At 35.1% G+C, this 15,331-nt stretch carries 17 protein-coding genes; 6 read left to right on the forward strand and 11 right to left on the reverse strand.

What is annotated here, in order from left to right:
* The first annotated feature begins 244 nt into the window (after window positions 1–244).
* On the forward strand, window positions 245–664 hold the full coding sequence (locus F3G66_RS08535) for a TOBE domain-containing protein (protein ID WP_087577238.1): 420 nt from the start codon (window positions 245–247) through the stop codon (window positions 662–664).
* A gap of 429 nt (window positions 665–1,093) precedes the next feature.
* Here the strand turns inward: F3G66_RS08535 and F3G66_RS08545 are convergent, their stop codons facing one another.
* Both F3G66_RS08545 and F3G66_RS08550 read right to left on the reverse strand, forming a co-directional pair.
* Window positions 1,094–1,321, reverse strand: a complete 228-nt coding sequence (locus tag F3G66_RS08545; protein ID WP_107769864.1) for a replication/maintenance protein RepL — start codon at window positions 1,319–1,321, stop codon at window positions 1,094–1,096.
* A 1-nt stretch (window position 1,322) separates the two neighbouring features.
* A complete protein-coding gene (locus tag F3G66_RS08550; protein WP_149707820.1) occupies window positions 1,323–1,688 on the reverse strand; it encodes a diacylglycerol kinase in 366 nt (121 codons plus the stop codon).
* Window positions 1,689–1,741: 53 nt separating this feature from the next.
* On the opposite strand from F3G66_RS08550, the gene F3G66_RS08555 reads away from it, so the two are divergent.
* Window positions 1,742–2,500, forward strand: a complete 759-nt coding sequence (locus F3G66_RS08555; RefSeq protein ID WP_149707821.1) for an exodeoxyribonuclease III — start codon at window positions 1,742–1,744, stop codon at window positions 2,498–2,500.
* 3 nt (window positions 2,501–2,503) lie between these two features.
* On the opposite strand, the gene F3G66_RS08560 is transcribed toward F3G66_RS08555, so the two are convergent.
* On the reverse strand, window positions 2,504–4,924 hold the full coding sequence (locus tag F3G66_RS08560) for a bifunctional diguanylate cyclase/phosphodiesterase (protein ID WP_149707822.1): 2,421 nt from the start codon (window positions 4,922–4,924) through the stop codon (window positions 2,504–2,506).
* The gene (locus tag F3G66_RS08565) at window positions 4,914–5,786 is read right to left on the reverse strand and encodes a cytochrome-c peroxidase (protein ID WP_103559972.1); all 873 of its coding nucleotides are present in this window, start codon (window positions 5,784–5,786) and stop codon (window positions 4,914–4,916) included. The genes F3G66_RS08560 and F3G66_RS08565 overlap by 11 nt, the downstream gene beginning before the upstream one ends.
* A 140-nt stretch (window positions 5,787–5,926) precedes the next feature.
* Here F3G66_RS08565 and F3G66_RS08570 point away from each other — a divergent pair, with 140 nt between their 5' ends.
* Together F3G66_RS08570 and F3G66_RS08575 are read left to right on the forward strand one after the other, a co-directional pair.
* Window positions 5,927–6,367, forward strand: a complete 441-nt coding sequence (locus F3G66_RS08570) for a type II secretion system protein (protein WP_149707823.1) — start codon at window positions 5,927–5,929, stop codon at window positions 6,365–6,367.
* Window positions 6,368–6,611: 244 nt separating this feature from the next.
* Entirely contained in the window at window positions 6,612–7,943 is a 1,332-nt protein-coding gene (locus F3G66_RS08575) for an MATE family efflux transporter (RefSeq protein ID WP_149707824.1), read from the forward strand.
* On the opposite strand, the gene F3G66_RS08580 is transcribed toward F3G66_RS08575, so the two are convergent.
* From F3G66_RS08580 to F3G66_RS08595, 4 genes are read right to left on the reverse strand one after another with little or no spacing between them, the layout of a single operon-like run.
* Window positions 7,924–8,730 carry a metal ABC transporter permease gene (locus F3G66_RS08580; protein WP_054195991.1) on the reverse strand — a complete coding sequence of 269 codons (807 nt, stop codon included), beginning with the start codon at window positions 8,728–8,730 and terminating at the stop codon, window positions 7,924–7,926. The genes F3G66_RS08575 and F3G66_RS08580 overlap by 20 nt on opposite strands.
* A 1-nt stretch (window position 8,731) precedes the next feature.
* Window positions 8,732–9,517: a metal ABC transporter ATP-binding protein gene (locus F3G66_RS08585; protein ID WP_149707825.1), complete on the reverse strand. Its 786-nt coding sequence runs from the start codon at window positions 9,515–9,517 to the stop codon at window positions 8,732–8,734.
* Between the two features lie 11 nt (window positions 9,518–9,528).
* A complete protein-coding gene (locus F3G66_RS08590) occupies window positions 9,529–11,034 on the reverse strand; it encodes a nickel/cobalt transporter (RefSeq protein ID WP_149707826.1) in 1,506 nt (501 codons plus the stop codon).
* A 3-nt stretch (window positions 11,035–11,037) separates the two neighbouring features.
* Window positions 11,038–11,973: a metal ABC transporter solute-binding protein, Zn/Mn family gene (locus tag F3G66_RS08595; RefSeq protein ID WP_149707827.1), complete on the reverse strand. Its 936-nt coding sequence runs from the start codon at window positions 11,971–11,973 to the stop codon at window positions 11,038–11,040.
* 147 nt (window positions 11,974–12,120) lie between these two features.
* On the opposite strand from F3G66_RS08595, the gene F3G66_RS08600 reads away from it, so the two are divergent.
* On the forward strand, window positions 12,121–12,480 hold the full coding sequence (locus F3G66_RS08600; RefSeq protein ID WP_084109795.1) for a Fur family transcriptional regulator: 360 nt from the start codon (window positions 12,121–12,123) through the stop codon (window positions 12,478–12,480).
* On the opposite strand, the gene F3G66_RS08605 is transcribed toward F3G66_RS08600, so the two are convergent.
* A complete protein-coding gene (locus tag F3G66_RS08605; protein ID WP_021090236.1) occupies window positions 12,471–12,863 on the reverse strand; it encodes an acyl-CoA thioesterase in 393 nt (130 codons plus the stop codon). The two genes, F3G66_RS08600 and F3G66_RS08605, sit on opposite strands and share 10 nt — an antisense overlap.
* Before the next feature lie 46 nt (window positions 12,864–12,909).
* On the opposite strand from F3G66_RS08605, the gene F3G66_RS08610 reads away from it, so the two are divergent.
* Entirely contained in the window at window positions 12,910–13,635 is a 726-nt protein-coding gene (locus tag F3G66_RS08610) for a class I SAM-dependent methyltransferase (RefSeq protein ID WP_149707828.1), read from the forward strand.
* Here the strand turns inward: F3G66_RS08610 and F3G66_RS08615 are convergent.
* Window positions 13,632–14,513, reverse strand: coding sequence for a DMT family transporter (locus F3G66_RS08615; protein ID WP_149707829.1), 882 nt, complete (start codon window positions 14,511–14,513; stop codon window positions 13,632–13,634). The genes F3G66_RS08610 and F3G66_RS08615 overlap by 4 nt on opposite strands.
* Entirely contained in the window at window positions 14,510–15,259 is a 750-nt protein-coding gene (locus F3G66_RS08620; RefSeq protein ID WP_149707830.1) for a DUF4197 domain-containing protein, read from the reverse strand. The genes F3G66_RS08615 and F3G66_RS08620 overlap by 4 nt, the downstream gene beginning before the upstream one ends.
* Between the last annotated feature and the right edge of the window lie 72 nt (window positions 15,260–15,331).

A 15,331-nucleotide genomic window follows, 5' to 3' on the forward strand; every position in this document is an offset into this window, starting at 1 on the left:
TTTACAAGAATTTTACAAAAATAGATATTTAAAAGTAGCAGTTAGTAATATTTTTTCTCATTTTTTTCAAAATAATATAAATTAAATTTTTAGATTTTATTTCTCAAATAGCGATTTCTAGGATATTTAAAAGTATAAAATTTTTATTTTTGATATTATAATTTTGTATAAATAGTTTTTAAGTTTTACTTAATAATTCTACCTTACAATTTCACCATAATTTAATTCAAAACAAGGAGACAAAATGTCAATAAGTGCAAGAAATCAACTAAATGTTGAGATATCAGAAGTAAGAACAGGTGCGGTAAATTCGCTAATATCTGCTAAGCTTGCAGGCGGTGAGGTGCTAAAAGCAACTGTTACGGTTGATAGTGAAAAAGGTCTTGATCTTAAAGTTGGCAAAAAAGCTATCTTTTTATTCAAAGCTTCAAGCGTTATCGTTTCAAAAGATGACAGCATCAAACTTAGCGCTACAAACCAAATCAAAGGCGTTGTTAGCGAGATAAAAGACGGAGCTGTAAATGCTGAAGTTATTATCGATGTAAATGGCAGCAAAATTTCAGCTATCATCACAAGAGAGTCAGTTAGCAGCCTAGCTTTAAAAGTGGGAGATAAAGTAACTGCGATCATTAAAGCAACTCAAATTATAGTTGGTGTTAAATAATTTACGGAGCAATTTTGCTCCGTTCTTCTAAGCTAAATTCTATTTTTAAGCTAAAATCTAAAATACTCTAAAATTTATCAACAAAATTATAAATTTAAATAAGTCGTAGTGAATATTTTTTAAAAAATTTGTAGCTAAAATTTATATTATTTTTTACTTTTATAGCCTATCCGCCATTTTAAGCAGAGCATGGCACGCCAAAAGTTCACCACACAATAGGCGGCCAAATATCAACACAAAAGCCCAAGTCATAAGCTCTCAAACGGCTAACGGCTATGCCTATACCAAATTTATATGCATCTGGCAAGAATGTAGGTGGCATTCATGAGCCATCCGTCTAGGCCCAGTCACGATAACTGACCGCTTGACTTTTGCATAATCGCTGCTGAGACTATCGGCTAAAAAGAGGTAGCAGGCATTTGCTTGCCACTATAAATTTTTAAATCTATAAACTCCATTTTTCACTCGTTCAAAAATTTTCTTCTCTTCAAGCAACTTAAACGTGCTTATCACGGTTGGTTTGCTCACATCTAGCTTTTCGCAAATGTCTGAAATTTTAAGCATAATAAAGCCATTTTCATCGCTTAGCTCGCAAAGTAAATTTATAATTTCTACCTTTTTCTCGCCAATGATTGCCTTGTAAATCTCTTCATTCATGCTAGCTCCAAATTTTATATCCTATCGCCACGCACCAAAGCGCGCCACATAAGAAATTTGCGATCATCACAGCCGCACTTCCTGCATCTTTTGCCGCCTTTGCTAGGGCGTGATAGTCTGGGCTTGCAAGATCAGTTACTCGCTCTAAGCCAGAGTTTAGGCACTCGCAAACTAGCACAAATGCCATGCTAAAGATCAAAAATAGGTTAAAAATAAAGCTGAATTTCCAAAAAAATAGTGAGAGTGTTGCTAGCAAAAATATACAAATTTCTATCCTAAAACTCTTTTCGTTTTTGAAAATTTCAGCCAAACCCTCTCTTGCGTAGCCAAAATTTTTAAAAAATTTATACTCTGGCTGGTTTCTCATAATTTTCCTTTTTGTGATTTTTGGCATAATTATAATTAAAAAAAGGATGAAATTTGAAACTTATCAGCTGGAATGTAAATGGCCTCAGGGCGCTTGTAACAAAAGATGGTTTTGCGTGGCTTACGGAGCAAAAGCCTGATTTCCTGGCACTTCAAGAGATTAAAGTTAAAGAAAGTGATATACCAAAGGAAATTTACAATCTTGGCTTTAAAGATATCATTATAAATTCAGGCGAGAGAGCCGGATATTCTGGAGTGATGAGCCTAGCAAATTTTGATATTTTGACACAAAAGGTGGCTTTTTTTGACGATACGGAAGGGCGTGTTTTGGAGCATAGATTTAATGATGTCGTACTTTTTAATATCTATTTTCCAAATGGCCAAAAGGATGACGAGCGCCTAGCCTATAAAATGGACTTTTACGAGAAATTTCTAGCTTACTGCAAAGAACTTGTAAAAAGCGGTAAAGAGGTGATATTTTGTGGCGATGTAAATACTGCTCACCGTGAGATCGACCTTAAAAATCCAAAGGCAAATGCCAAAACTTCTGGCTTTTTGCCTATTGAGCGAGCGTGGATAGATGAGGTGCTAAAAAGTGGCTTTATAGATACTTTTAGAGCTATAAATGGCGACGTAGCGGACGCTTACTCGTGGTGGAGCTACCGCTTTAATGCAAGGGCTAAAAATGTCGGCTGGAGAATTGATTATTTCTTTATTTCACAAGGATTAAAAGATAGGCTAAAAGACGCATTTATTTTGCCAGATATTACAGGCAGCGATCACTGCCCGGTTGGCATAGATATAGAAATTTAGCCACTATTCCATTCTGCGAGGCTTGCCTAGCAAGAATCCTTGTGCGTAAGGTATTCCAAAATTTTTGATTTGATTTAAAATTTCTTCTGAGCTTGCAAACTCGGCTACTATTTTGTAGCCTTGCTTTTTTGCAAAGCTTACGATGGTTTCTACTAGAACTCTAGCATTTTCATCAAATGGAAGCTTTTTGATTATCGAGCCATCTATCTTTATGGTATCTATATCAAGCTCCAAAATTCGGTAATAGTTTGAGTATCCTGAGCCAAAGTCATCAATCGAAATTTTACATCCATAGCCCTTGACGCGTTTTATGAAAGAATTTACCGCAACATAGTCGCTAAGCTCTTCGCTCTCTAGCATTTCAAAACAAATTTTATTAGGATCTTTGCACTCGTTTAGCTTGCTCTCTATAAGCTCTCTCATACTAACATCAGCGATATCGGTAATTGATAAATTTATCGAGAACATATAATCTGGATATCTTTTAGCAAGATCAAACGCAAGACTTATCACCTTTTTGGTTATTTGCGGATATAGTTGCGTTTTCATAGCAATATCTAAAAATTCGCCCGGATAGTGTATCTTGCCATTTTGATCGATTATACGAACCAAAACTTCATAATATTTTGCTTCGGTCTCATTTTCTTCTAAGTTAAAGATGCCTTGTGCTTCTACTATGACTCTATCGTTTTCTAACACATCTTCAATTAGCTGAACTGCCAGCTGGTTTTTGTGATATTTCATCTCAATGGCGTCATTTTCTAGATAGTAGTAAATATTGCTACCATTTTCTATTGCGAGCTGGTTTGCAAGGACTGATTGCATTAGGCGGTTAGTTTGTGGTGTATCATTTGGCAATGAAACACCAAATACCATCTTTATGCCTGGTAAATTTTCAAATTTTTCATCAATAGCGACATTTATCCTATTTGAGCCAAAATATTCTCTTATATATTCAATATCTCTTACGATATTATCGCCTTCATACCATATATAAAATGCGTCATCTTGAAATCTAAATAGCTTTGCTTTTATCTCAGAAGTATCTATACAAAGCTTTAGTGTATCAGCCACTGCCTTTAGCATTGCATCGATAATCTTAGTTTGATAAAAGAATCTTAAAATTTTAAAATTCTTAATGCTTAAGCAAATGAGCACTCCATCTTTTTGTGCGTCTAAAATTTCAGTTAAAGCAAAGTAGTTACCAAAGCCTGTTAGCTTATCGATTGAAGATTGTATTTTTATTTGTTCATTTTTTTGAGTTAGCTCGTTTAATATCAGCGTCTCTTTAGTCCTATCAAGTTTTACCGCTATATAGCCCTCAAATTTATTTTTAAAGAAAAATGGTGAAAATTTTACCTTTTCATATAAAAAATCACCACTTTTTGTTCTGCTTATAAGCTCATCGCTCTCCCAAGGTAGAGATTTTTGCAGAGCCTCTTTTATGGATTCATAAAAGCTTTGCGGGTGCATATATGATTTTAATATTCTAGGGTTTTTGCCTATTACTTCTTTTAGCTTGTAGCCAGTTTTTTCTTCAAAGGTTTTATTTACGTATGAAATTCTATTGTATTTATCGCAATAGATAATAGAGCTATGATCGTTTTCGACTGTCGTTCTTAGGAGTTTTATCTGTCTTAAACGCTCTGAGGCCATTTTAATTTGATAGAGACCAAATGAACAAAATATTATAAATGTAAGCAAGCAAATTCTCTGAGCTATTTTTGCCTTATTCACCTCATCAGAGTGAAATTCTAGGATTTTGTTTCTAAAATTTTCTATTAGATTATCAAGATGTAGCTCTTTTACACTATTTGAGATTGTACGTAATGTTTTTGTAGCTTGAGCTGCATAAAGTATCTTGTCTAATACATTTTGAGCTTTTTGGTTATCTTTATACTCGTTTTTATACATTTTTATTTGCTTTGAAATATCATCTATTGCTTCAGGACTAAGCATCAAAGCACCTTTTATCGCATAAAATATAGGCTCAAGCTTATTTGAAAGTGCGAGATTTTGTATTTCATATTGACTTATTTGGATATAAGAATCTATAGATGAGTTTACATAAGCTGATCTTTGTAAAAAAAATACTTTTTTACTAAATACATCTCTTATGTTTTGTAGATCTTTTGTTATTTCATTTTGATGAAATAACAGCATCTCATCACTAAGCATTGAAAGGTTGCTTAAATTTGTATCAAAAGAATTTATGTCAGCATTGAGTTTGTCGTAGTTTGAGATATCATAAATATTATTTAAAGAAAAAGTTATCTCATTGTCTATAAATTTTAGATTTAAAATCCCGTCATCAAATTTATGAGCTGCACCAATAGCTATATTTGCTTTATATATAAAAAATGCACTAATGAAAAATATAGCTGTTAAGACGCTAAGTATGGTTTTTATTCGCTTAGTACTCATTTAGTATCCTAGGCTTTTTACCATTTAGTGTCAGAAAAAAAGAGTATAAAGCATCAATTTCATCTTTGCTAAGAACGTATCCTAACTGGTAGTTACCAATAAAGCTTATAGCCTCTTTTAGATCATTTATCTCTCCATGGGATAAATATGGAGCAGTTTTTGTAATATTTCTTAGTGATGGCACTCTTCTTAATCTTTTGCTTGTATCTAAGGCAGAAATTCTTTCTCGGCCAATATCTTGTGTCAAATTTCCTCCCAAATTTCTACCATTATGACAAGCAGCACAGCCTATATTATTAAATATCTCAAATCCTTTCTTTGCGCTATCATCTATGGCATTGTTATCACCTGATATAAAACGATCAAATGGCGAATCAACACTTAAGACAGCCTTTTCAAACTCAGCTATTGCATCTGCAATATTATCAAAATTAATGCCGTCATTATAAATTTTTTTAAATAAAATTTTGTACTCAGAGATATTATTTACAGAATCCACTATCTTGTCGTTATCTGAGTTTAGTTCTATTCTAGAAGTTATGGACTCTTTTACTTGATCTTTTAAATTGCTAATCTTTGCATCGCTATAAAATAGATAGTTTGCTGCGGCATTTAATATGGTTGGAGGATTTAAAGTGCCTTTTTCCATGCTATCTTGGTTGCTTCCGCTTAAATTCCAATACAAGTTATGACAAGTTTGGCAAGAGTAGTTTTCATTTGGGCTTAGTCTTTTGTCAAAAAAGAGTTTTTTGCCAAGCAGAGCCTTTTCTTCATTATATTTTACTACCGTGAGAGGTTTGTAGGATTCATATTTACAAAATGAAATCGTGATGATAAATAGACAAAGTATAACGCCCTTCATAACGCCCCTAAATTTTAATTTTCTTTTTTATATCGGCAAATTTTTGATTTTTTATATAGTACGTTATTTTATTGTTTTTTGAAATTTATGATACAATTCGCTCGATTTAGAAAATATTTATATTTCAGGGAGGAGAAGTCATGAAAAAAGGCTTTACGATGATTGAGTTGATCTTCGTGATCGTTATATTGGGCATATTAGCTGCGGTTGCTATACCAAAATTAGCTGCAACAAGGGATGATGCAGAGATAGCAAAAACTGCTACAAATATACAAACACTTATTGCTGATTTAGGTTCTTACTATACTTCACAAGGCGAATTTGCTTCTGGTACAGATGCTGTTAAGAAGATGTCGAATGTAAAAACACCAGTAAATGCAAAAAATGATAAATGCCTAGAAGTAGGTACTGGAAATAATACTAATGGAGAGATAGGCATCACCATAAAAACAGATGGCCTTTGCAAACAAGTTTGGGAATTACCTGGCTTGGCAGATGTTAAAGCTCTAATCGAAAGTAGCGATAATAAGACGGCTAATACGCTTAAATTTGGCGGTATGGGCATAAAATATAAATTTTAGCAAGGTATTTTCCTTGCTTTTTATGATTTTTAACTTACTAAATTTTTAATATAACAAAGACTGATAGAAATACAAATTTTTTACACAAATAATTTATATACATAAAAATAAGCTTTCTAAGATTTAATGCGTTGCCAAAAGGTATCAAATCTTAACTTCTACTAAATAGGCAATGGCTTTTTATTAAATTTAATCGATTTTTATCCTTTACAAATTTTAAAGATAAAAAACGTAAAATCAAGCCATGGATTTACTAAAAGACCCGTTAAATAAGCTCATCATCTCGCTCTCGCTTCCAGCTGGCACCGCAATGATGTTTAATACTCTTTATAACGTTACTGGCACATTTTTTGCAGCAAAAATTTCTACCCTTGCCGTAGCTGGTATGGCTATGAGCTTTTTGCTTTATCTAAGTATTGTAGGCATTGGGCTTGGTTTTGGCTCGGCACTAACTGCGCTAATAGGCAATAGTCTTGGAGCAGGAAAAGTAAAAATGGCTAAATTTTATGCGGCAAATGGAATTATCTTTGTATTAGTATTTGCTATTTTTATGGGGTTTTGTGGCTATTTTTTAGCACCAAATTTACTCACTTTTTTAGGAGCTGATCATCACTATTTAAAAGAGGCGCTTGATTACGCAGGTGTTATCTTTCTTGCTGCACCATTTTTCTTGATTATCAAATCTCTAAATGGCGTGCTCGTGGCACTTGGAGATACAAAAAGTTATCGCAATTGGCTATTTTATGGTCTTTTTATCAACGCATTTTTTTGCTACCTTTTTGCATTCATTTTGGGCCTTGGTGTAAAAGGACTTGCTCTAGCAACAGCTAGTGTTCAGCTTTTGGGCATGATCTACCTTTTTGTAAAAGTTAAAAAAGCTAAGATGATTGAGCCAAGAAATTTAAGCTATTTTGTGCCAAATTTTAGCATTTGGGCAAAGATTACAAAGCAAGCTCTACCAGCTTGTTTAAACTATCTATCGATGTCACTTGGCTCACTTGTACTTTTAAAATTTATAAGCTACTATGGCGTAAATGCCGTAGCAGGGTACGGTATAGCTTTAAGGATAGAGCAAATTTTGGTATTGCCGACCATTGGTATGGCCGCAGCAGTTTTAAGTATCGTTTCAAGAAACTATGGTGCTAAAAATTTTAAAAGAGCTAAGCAATGCTATAAAATTTCGCTTCTTTTTTTACTTATTTATTGTGCATTTGCTTGTGTTTTTATTAGATTTTTTGGTGAAGATATGATAAGAATTTTTGATGATACGCCGGCAGTTTTGGAGATAGCAGGGCTTTATCTTGGTATAAATTCTCTTGCTTACGTAGCTTATGGCACGATAAATGTCTCAGGCAGCACTCTTCAGGCCATAAAACGCCCAGTGGCCATCTTTTTGCTAAATGGATTTAGGCAATTTGTACTTCAAGGATCACTTTTTTACGCAGTAGTTTTCTATTTTGGTCTTGAGATAAAATTTATATGGCTAGCTCTATTTTTTAGTGTCTATCTTACAGCCATTTGCTTCGTCTTTTGGACGCTTCATCAGTTAAGAAGGGCTACTGGCGTAAGCTTTTAAATTTAAAACAAAAAGCAAAAAAGCAAAGTGAAGCAACTAAGATTATGCTAGCTCCGCCTGTTAGGTTAAAATAGAAGCTAATAAATAGACCGCTAAAACAAAAAACGACTGAAAAGATAGTAGAGATTAGCATCATCAGCCCAAGTCTTTTGGCAAAAATTTGTGCTAAATATGGCGGTATAGTAAGAAGAGCGATGACTAGAATCAGCCCAACAACACGAATCGTAGCCACCACACAAAGTGCCATCATGCACACTAATAAATAGTGAAAAAATGTTGTATTTACGCCGCGCAGCTTTGCAAACTCTGCATCAAAGCTAATAGCTACAAATTGACGATAAAAAAGGGCAATGAGCGCCAAAAATAAGATATCTAAAATACTCATAAATGTTATATCTTGCCCACTCACCGCTAAGATAGAGCCAAAAAGATAGCTCATGAGATCGGCATTGTATCCCGGAGTTAAATCGATAAAAATGATACCAATAGCCATACCAAATGCCCAAATAGCACCGATAACTGAGTCGATGTTGGTTTTATCTTTTAACGTGATAGTGGCAATTATAAGGGCTAAAAAGAGTGAAAATATGCTAGCTCCAAGAAGTGGTTCGAGCGAGAAGAAAAAGGCAAGTCCTATGCCGCCATATGCTCCGTGCGCGATACCGCCAGCGATAAAAGTCATTTTATTTATAACAACGAGTGAGCCTATGAGCCCACAAATGATACTAACTAAAATGCCAGCAATAAAGGCATTTTGCATAAAATTTAACTCTAAAATTTCACTCATTTTATCTCTTTAGCTTAAAAACATTACTTTTGATTTTGCACTCACATTCGCCAAGTGCGATCTCGACATCGCAAAAATGGCTATGAGATTTTGCTAAATGCTCTATAAATTCTCTTTTTGCAGTATCTTCATGAGTTTTATGAATATGTAAATTTTTACTCACATAGGCGATTTTTGTAGCATAATTTAGCACGATATTTAGATCATGACTTACCAAAACTACGCCAACACCGCTTGCGTTTATATTTTTTAAAATTTCATAAATTTCAGCCTGACCCTTTGTGTCGATACTGGCTGTTGGCTCGTCTAAAACGAGGACCTTTGCATTTGCACAAAGCGCTCTTGCGATATATACGCGCTGTCTTTGACCGCCGCTTAGCTCACCGATCCTAGCACTTGCAAATTCTTTTATGCCAACTTTCTCAAGGGCAGCAAGAGCCATTTGTTTCTCAGCTTGTGAGTAAAAACCAAAAATTTTTTTATCAATTAGCCCCATTAAAACTACTTCTAAAACCATCATCGGAAAACTTTGATTTGAGAGAAAATTTTGAGGCACATAACCTATAAATTTACTGACTTCACTTGGCTCTTTTCCAAAGAGCTTTATCTCGCCACTTTGAGGCTTAAGTAGTCCTAAGATAAGCTTTAAAAGTGTGCTTTTGCCACCACCATTTGGACCGATAATAGCTAAAAACTCATCGCTACTATAATCTAAATTGATACCTTCTAAAACCACTTGCTTATCGTAGCTAAAGTTTAAATTTCTAATTTTTATAATTTCTTTCAAAACAGACTCTTTCAAAACAGACTCTTTTGCGTAAATGTTGTAGTAAAAATAAAAAGTCCAAGCCAAAGCATAACGCTAAGTGCCATAAATTCGGCATAGATTTTAAACTTTTTTAGCTTAATGTTTGTGCTCTCATTTATCTTGGCTCCAAAAATAGCCGCTAAAAATATCACTGTGCTCATGCCAAGTGCCATAAATACGCCACTTATAACGCCTGCAAAATAGCTGCCTAGCTCATTTGCTAGCACAAAGACAAGTATCGTGCCAGGACAAGGAATAAGTGCCGCAGCAGCCGCAACCAGCCATTCTTCTTTGCTTTTTGGTTTTTTTGTAGTACAGATATTACAGCCACAGTCGCTAGTAAATTTTGTATTTTTACTCAAATTTTGGCTTAAGCTTGAACTAAAAATATAAAATTTATTTAACTCTTTTTTGCTTGAAAGATAAATTTTGACCTTTTTATAAAGCATAAAAATCGCTACAAAAAAGATAATAACGCCAGAAAATGCTGTCGTAACGCTTGCTGTATCTTTTGTCAGATCGCTACTGATCTCACGTAGTATCATAAAACTAGCAAGCACAAAAATAAACGCACCCACAACATGTAAAGATCCGATCTTTAAAGAAAAGAAAAAGGCTTTGGCGTAGCTTCCACCGGTTGCGGCAAAATAGGAGCTTGTAAGCACCTTGCCATGTCCAGCAGATGCAGCGTGTAAAAAGCCATAACCAAATGATATGAGCGCTAAAAATAGCAGAGTTAGCGGACTTTTTTGATCAAAATTTCTTAGAATTTGCTTTAATCTATCAAGCATGCTTAGACTTGTTTTTGAAATAAGATCAAACTTGGCTTCATCGATCTTATCGATCTGGCTTAAATTTTCATCTTCAAAATTTACCGAGTTTGGCTCTTTTAGAAGCTCTTTTAATACAGGTTTTTCGTTATGAGCCTTGGCTGCAGCTTTACTTGAAAATGTAAAAAATATTAAATTTGCATTTGGATTTGGTATCGTCCAAAACTGATCTGATACCAAAAATGCGTTGTTTTGCGTAAATTTAAAATTAAAATATCCCTCTTTGTCGTCCATTTCAACAGACACCACAAAGCCATCTTTGATAAGCAAATTTGTCTTAAAACTAACATCAAATTTTAATCTACCATCATCAAAATAGAGTTTATACTTTTTTAAATTTAGCTCAAGCTTTGTAGCATTCTCATCTTTGTAAAAGTACTCAATATTCGTTAAATAGTGCCTTGGCACAAGATAATCAAGTAAATTTAAGCGGATCTTTTTGATCTCGCTTTCATCTATCTTTTCATCCTGATTTAGGTCAAAATTTTGCCTCATAAGCTCTGAGAAATTTTGCGAAAATGTCCATGAAAAAGCAATTGTAGTGATATTGTTTTCGTTTGAGTCAAATTTTACGCTCACGTGAGCGGTTGGACTATAAAGCGAGCAAAGAGCACACCCGAAGGCATTTATAGCAAATAAGCAAATGACAATCAGGCGTGCTAACATCTTTTATAGACTCTTAGCAAAAATTTCTGCTGTTTTTTTCATCTCATCTAGCCAATTTTCTGGGAGCTGATCAATGCTTATAACCTTTGAGCCAGTCTCTTTTGCTACTAAATTCGCAGCCTTTGTTGGAAACTGTGGAGCTACGAAAATAACCTTTACGCCGTGCTCTTTAGCTTCTTCTATGAGCTCTTTTAGCTCAGCTGGTTTTGGCTCTTTGCCCTCTATCTCGATAGCGATTTGCTCTAAGTTATAGCGTTTTGCAAAATATCCCCAAGATGGGTGGTATACGATAAATTCGCGAGTTTTAACATCTTTTAGAGTATTTTTGATAAAGCTATCAAGCTCATCAAGACTAGCTTTAAATTTAGCTAAATTTTCCTCATAGAGCTGTGCATTTTGTGGGAATTTCTCTATTAATGCCTTAGCTATATTATCAGCTTGAGTTTTTACTAAAACTGGATCAAGCCAAATGTGCGGATCAAGGCCATCATGATGATGGTGATGATGTTCGCCAGCTTCGTGGTCATGGTCATGATGCTCGTGATGCTCATGTTTATACTCGCCCTCGTGCTTATGCTCGTGATGTTCATGATGTTCATGATGTTCGTGTTCATCACTCATAGCGATCTTTTCGATGCCTTCTTGTGTTTTTACAATGTGTAAATTTTTAAAAGATTTTGAAAAACGCTCTAGCCAAGTATCTTCAAACTCAATGCCAATAGCAAAGTAAAGCTCGCTCTTTTCAAGCTCCTTCATCTGTTTTGGCTTTGGCTCATAAGTGTGCGGATCAGCACCTTTGCCAACCATTGTATTTACGCTTAGTGTATCACCAGCAATCTGCTCAACAAAAAATTTTGTAGGCAATATACTAGTCGTAACAACTGGCTTTGCAAAAAGCGACAAAGCGCAAACTGCTAAAAAAACAAAAATCTTTCTCACCATCTCTCCTTTGTTTGAAAAAATATTGCGGAAGTTTAGCAGATTGCAACTTGGTTGCAACTTAAAGAACAAAAGCCTAAATATAGTACTTTTTAAATGAAATTTAAAACTTTTAGCGTTAATATACAAAAAATAAAAAGGGCAAGGATGAATGCAAGAAATTTCTTGGAAGAGCATAGTATCAAGGCAACTACTTTTCGCATAAAGCTCGTTGAAATTTTGCAAAATGCCAAAACTCCATTAAGTTATGATGAAATTTTAGAAAGCCTTAATGCAAATAAAACTACTTTTTATAGAAGCATAGAAATTTTTGAAAAAAAGGGCCTTGTCATAAAAACTGAAAATAATCATAAAAGCTACTACGAACTAGCAAATGAGGCAAAAGCGTACTTTATCTGCGATGTCTGTCATAAAGTCACAAACATCGATATGCCTCATCTAAATGTCGCTAAAAATATAAAAAGCGCCGTGATAAAAGGCGTTTGTGATGAGTGTGATCACGAGTAAAGAGCGATTATCTCAGCCGGAATGGCTTTTGGACGATTTGTTTTTAGATCAACATAAACAAACTCGGTCTTGCCAGTTGCTATTAGCTCGTCATCTTTTTTAAACTCAAAATATCTACACGAAGTCGCTTTGCCCTCAGCTTGCGTGTAAGTGTGAATTTCTATCTCATCCATCAATTTTACGCTTTTTATATATTTAGCTTCATTTTTTCTAATGAGCCAAATTTCACCCCTTTTATACTGCGCCTCAACTGTATCGCCAACTGCAGCAGAGTGTGCGAATGCAGCCTCTTGCATAAGAGTGAAATAATAGACATTATTCATGTGTCCGTGCATATCAATGGCTTGTGGTGGGATTATTACTTTGTAGATAAAATCTTTCATTTCTGGCCTTTTTTGCTAGAATTATAACCAAAAATAAGGAGCTAAAATGCAAAATTTATGGGATAAAAAGGCGTCAAATTATCAAAGGTTTGATGGCAAAGTAAGTGCTATTCAGCAACAAATTTTTGCTAAAGCCTTAGCTTGGGGAGTTGATTTTAGCGGTAAAGAAATTCTTGATATAGGCTGTGGTACCGGTGTTTGGACGATATTTTTGTCAAAAACTGCAAAAAATATAACTGGCATTGATAGCTCAGAGAAAATGATAGAAATTTTAAATGAAGATGCTAAAAGATTTGGCGTGACAAATTTAACCAGCGAGGTTTGCTCTTGGAGAGAATTTAAGCCTACAAAGCACTTTGATATCGCGGTTTGCACGATGAGTCCAGCGATTGTTAGCGATGAAGATTTTGCTAAATTTCATAGTATCGCAAAACAAAAACTCTATCTTGGCTGGGATAAGCCTAGAAGCTCTGATTTGATTGAGCCATTTTTTGAAAAATTTGGACGCACTCTCTCTCAAAAAAATGTTGTAAATAGGCTTGAAGCGTGGCTAAATGAGCAAGGGATCGCTTATAAGAGTGAAATTTTAAACGAAACAAGGATCGCAAGACGAAGCGTGAAGGAAGCTGCTGAGAATATCTGCTGGCACCTTGAGATAAATGGAGCTAAAAACTACGATGAAAAAGCGGTTTTAGCGATGTTAAAAGAGAGATTTGAAGGTGAGTTTATAGATGAAAAGATAGAGTCACAGATGAAGCTTTTTGTCTTTTAAACTAGTTTTGATCTGGAGAAAAATTTTTTACCAAATTCGCTAAAAATAACTCCAAAGATTATTAAGATCGCGCCAAAAATTTGTATGAGTGTTAGCATTTCGTCAGCAAAAAAATAGCCGATAAAGCCAGCAGAGACTGGCTCAAGACAGAAAAATAAAGCTGCTTTGCTAGCCGTCGTATATCTTTGAGCGATGGTTTGCACAAAGTAGCAAAATATGGTGCCAATCACCGTCGTGATAAATATCGCTATGAAAAATTCCCTGTCAAAATTTGGCACCACACTACCTTCAATAAACGCAAAGATAAATGAGAGTAAAGAGACGGTGAGAAATACCACAAATACAAGCAAATAAAGCTCGCATTTTCTTACAAAGTGGCCATTTAAGCTCGTGTAAAGTGCATAAAATATGGCACAAAGTAGGGCAAGTGCCTCGCCAGCTCCTAAGGCAAGAGTGGCTCCACTTAAAAGCCAAAGCCCAAAAATAGCAATAAGCGCACCAAAAATAGCAAAAACGGTTATTTTATTTTTAAAAATGAGTGCTGTCATAAAAGGCACAATCACACACTCAAGCCCTGTAATAAAGGCAACACTTGAGCTAAAAGTAAGCTTTAGAGCGTAAGTTTGAGCAACAAATGAGCCAAAGAGAACTACGCCAAGGATAGTGCCATAAACCACACTTTTTTTATCAAAAATTTTAGAAAATTTAAATGCTATAAGTCCCATAAAGATAGCGGAAATAAAAAATCTACAAAAGAGCATGACAAAGACACTATTTGTCCTTAGCGCATTTGCCATAGGTAAAAACGTAGCTCCCCAAACGACGGCAACTATGATGAGTGCGATGTCGGCCCTGTTTTGCGTGCTTAAATTTTTCATTTAAAGATCGAGTCAAGTACCTTTTTGCCACTATCTAGGCTAAAGCCGCTTCTTAGCCCCTTTTCTTTCTCGCTCATCACGTTAAATAGCCCATCTAGCGTCTTTCTCGTGATATATGCGTTTAGGTCCTCGCCGTCATCTGGCACGTATTCGCTAGCGCCTAAATTTTTGGCTAGGCTCTTTACTGATTTTATCGTTTCGTTGTTTTTAGCTGAGCCACCGATGAAAGAATTTAGCCCATTATAGGCTGTCGCAAAGCTATTATCGCTCATCATTTTTTCAATTATCGGCGTAAATGCCGCCTTTAGCTTTTGGCTGGAGCTTTTCTCTAAATACTTCGTAACGCTGTCGCTGCCGCCATTAAAGAGCTTTTTGATATCGGCTTCGCTCATATTTTTTATGCTCTCACTAAAAATTTCAGCAGCCTTTGGTACGGCTGTGGTCGCGGCATTGTTTATCGACTTGCTAAGGTCCTGCGCCCACTTCTCGCCGCCTACTTTTTTGGCTAAATTTGACGCCATTTCAAGGCTTTTTGGAAGTGGAATTTTAGCTGTGGCATTGTTTATAAAGCCCTCTTTTGAAAGCTCGCTAACAGCGGCATTTAGTGCCTCGCTAACTAGGCTTTTATAATCGCCACTTGATGCGTGAGTGGCTATTTTGACGCCTTTATTTATCATATCATCCATATTTGTGGCTTGTAAATTTAAAGCAAGCGCGCCACAAAGAATAACAAGAGATCTTTTCATCTTCTCTCCTTTTTAAAATTTAAAGCAAAATCATACAAAAAATATCTAAACACTTAAAATAAATTTAATCTT

It is taken from the genome of Campylobacter concisus, from assembly GCF_902460665.1.
GTDB lineage: Bacteria > Campylobacterota > Campylobacteria > Campylobacterales > Campylobacteraceae > Campylobacter_A > Campylobacter_A concisus_AL.

Bases quoted from the DNA above. Each gene is read 5' to 3' on its own strand.
- F3G66_RS08570 (WP_149707823.1), top strand. From the start codon at position 5,927: ATGAAAAAAGGCTTTACGATGATTGAGTTGATCTTCGTGATCGTTATA.
- F3G66_RS08615 (WP_149707829.1), bottom strand. From the start codon at position 14,513: ATGAAAAATTTAAGCACGCAAAACAGGGCCGACATCGCACTCATCATA.
- F3G66_RS08610 (WP_149707828.1), top strand. From the start codon at position 12,910: ATGCAAAATTTATGGGATAAAAAGGCGTCAAATTATCAAAGGTTTGAT.
- F3G66_RS08580 (WP_054195991.1), bottom strand. From the start codon at position 8,730: ATGAGTGAAATTTTAGAGTTAAATTTTATGCAAAATGCCTTTATTGCT.
- F3G66_RS08535 (WP_087577238.1), top strand. From the start codon at position 245: ATGTCAATAAGTGCAAGAAATCAACTAAATGTTGAGATATCAGAAGTA.
- F3G66_RS08590 (WP_149707826.1), bottom strand. From the start codon at position 11,034: ATGTTAGCACGCCTGATTGTCATTTGCTTATTTGCTATAAATGCCTTC.
- F3G66_RS08565 (WP_103559972.1), bottom strand. From the start codon at position 5,786: ATGAAGGGCGTTATACTTTGTCTATTTATCATCACGATTTCATTTTGT.
- F3G66_RS08605 (WP_021090236.1), bottom strand. From the start codon at position 12,863: ATGAAAGATTTTATCTACAAAGTAATAATCCCACCACAAGCCATTGAT.
- F3G66_RS08600 (WP_084109795.1), top strand. From the start codon at position 12,121: ATGAATGCAAGAAATTTCTTGGAAGAGCATAGTATCAAGGCAACTACT.
- F3G66_RS08620 (WP_149707830.1), bottom strand. From the start codon at position 15,259: ATGAAAAGATCTCTTGTTATTCTTTGTGGCGCGCTTGCTTTAAATTTA.
- F3G66_RS08550 (WP_149707820.1), bottom strand. From the start codon at position 1,688: ATGAGAAACCAGCCAGAGTATAAATTTTTTAAAAATTTTGGCTACGCA.
- F3G66_RS08575 (WP_149707824.1), top strand. From the start codon at position 6,612: ATGGATTTACTAAAAGACCCGTTAAATAAGCTCATCATCTCGCTCTCG.
- F3G66_RS08545 (WP_107769864.1), bottom strand. From the start codon at position 1,321: ATGAATGAAGAGATTTACAAGGCAATCATTGGCGAGAAAAAGGTAGAA.
- F3G66_RS08560 (WP_149707822.1), bottom strand. From the start codon at position 4,924: ATGAGTACTAAGCGAATAAAAACCATACTTAGCGTCTTAACAGCTATA.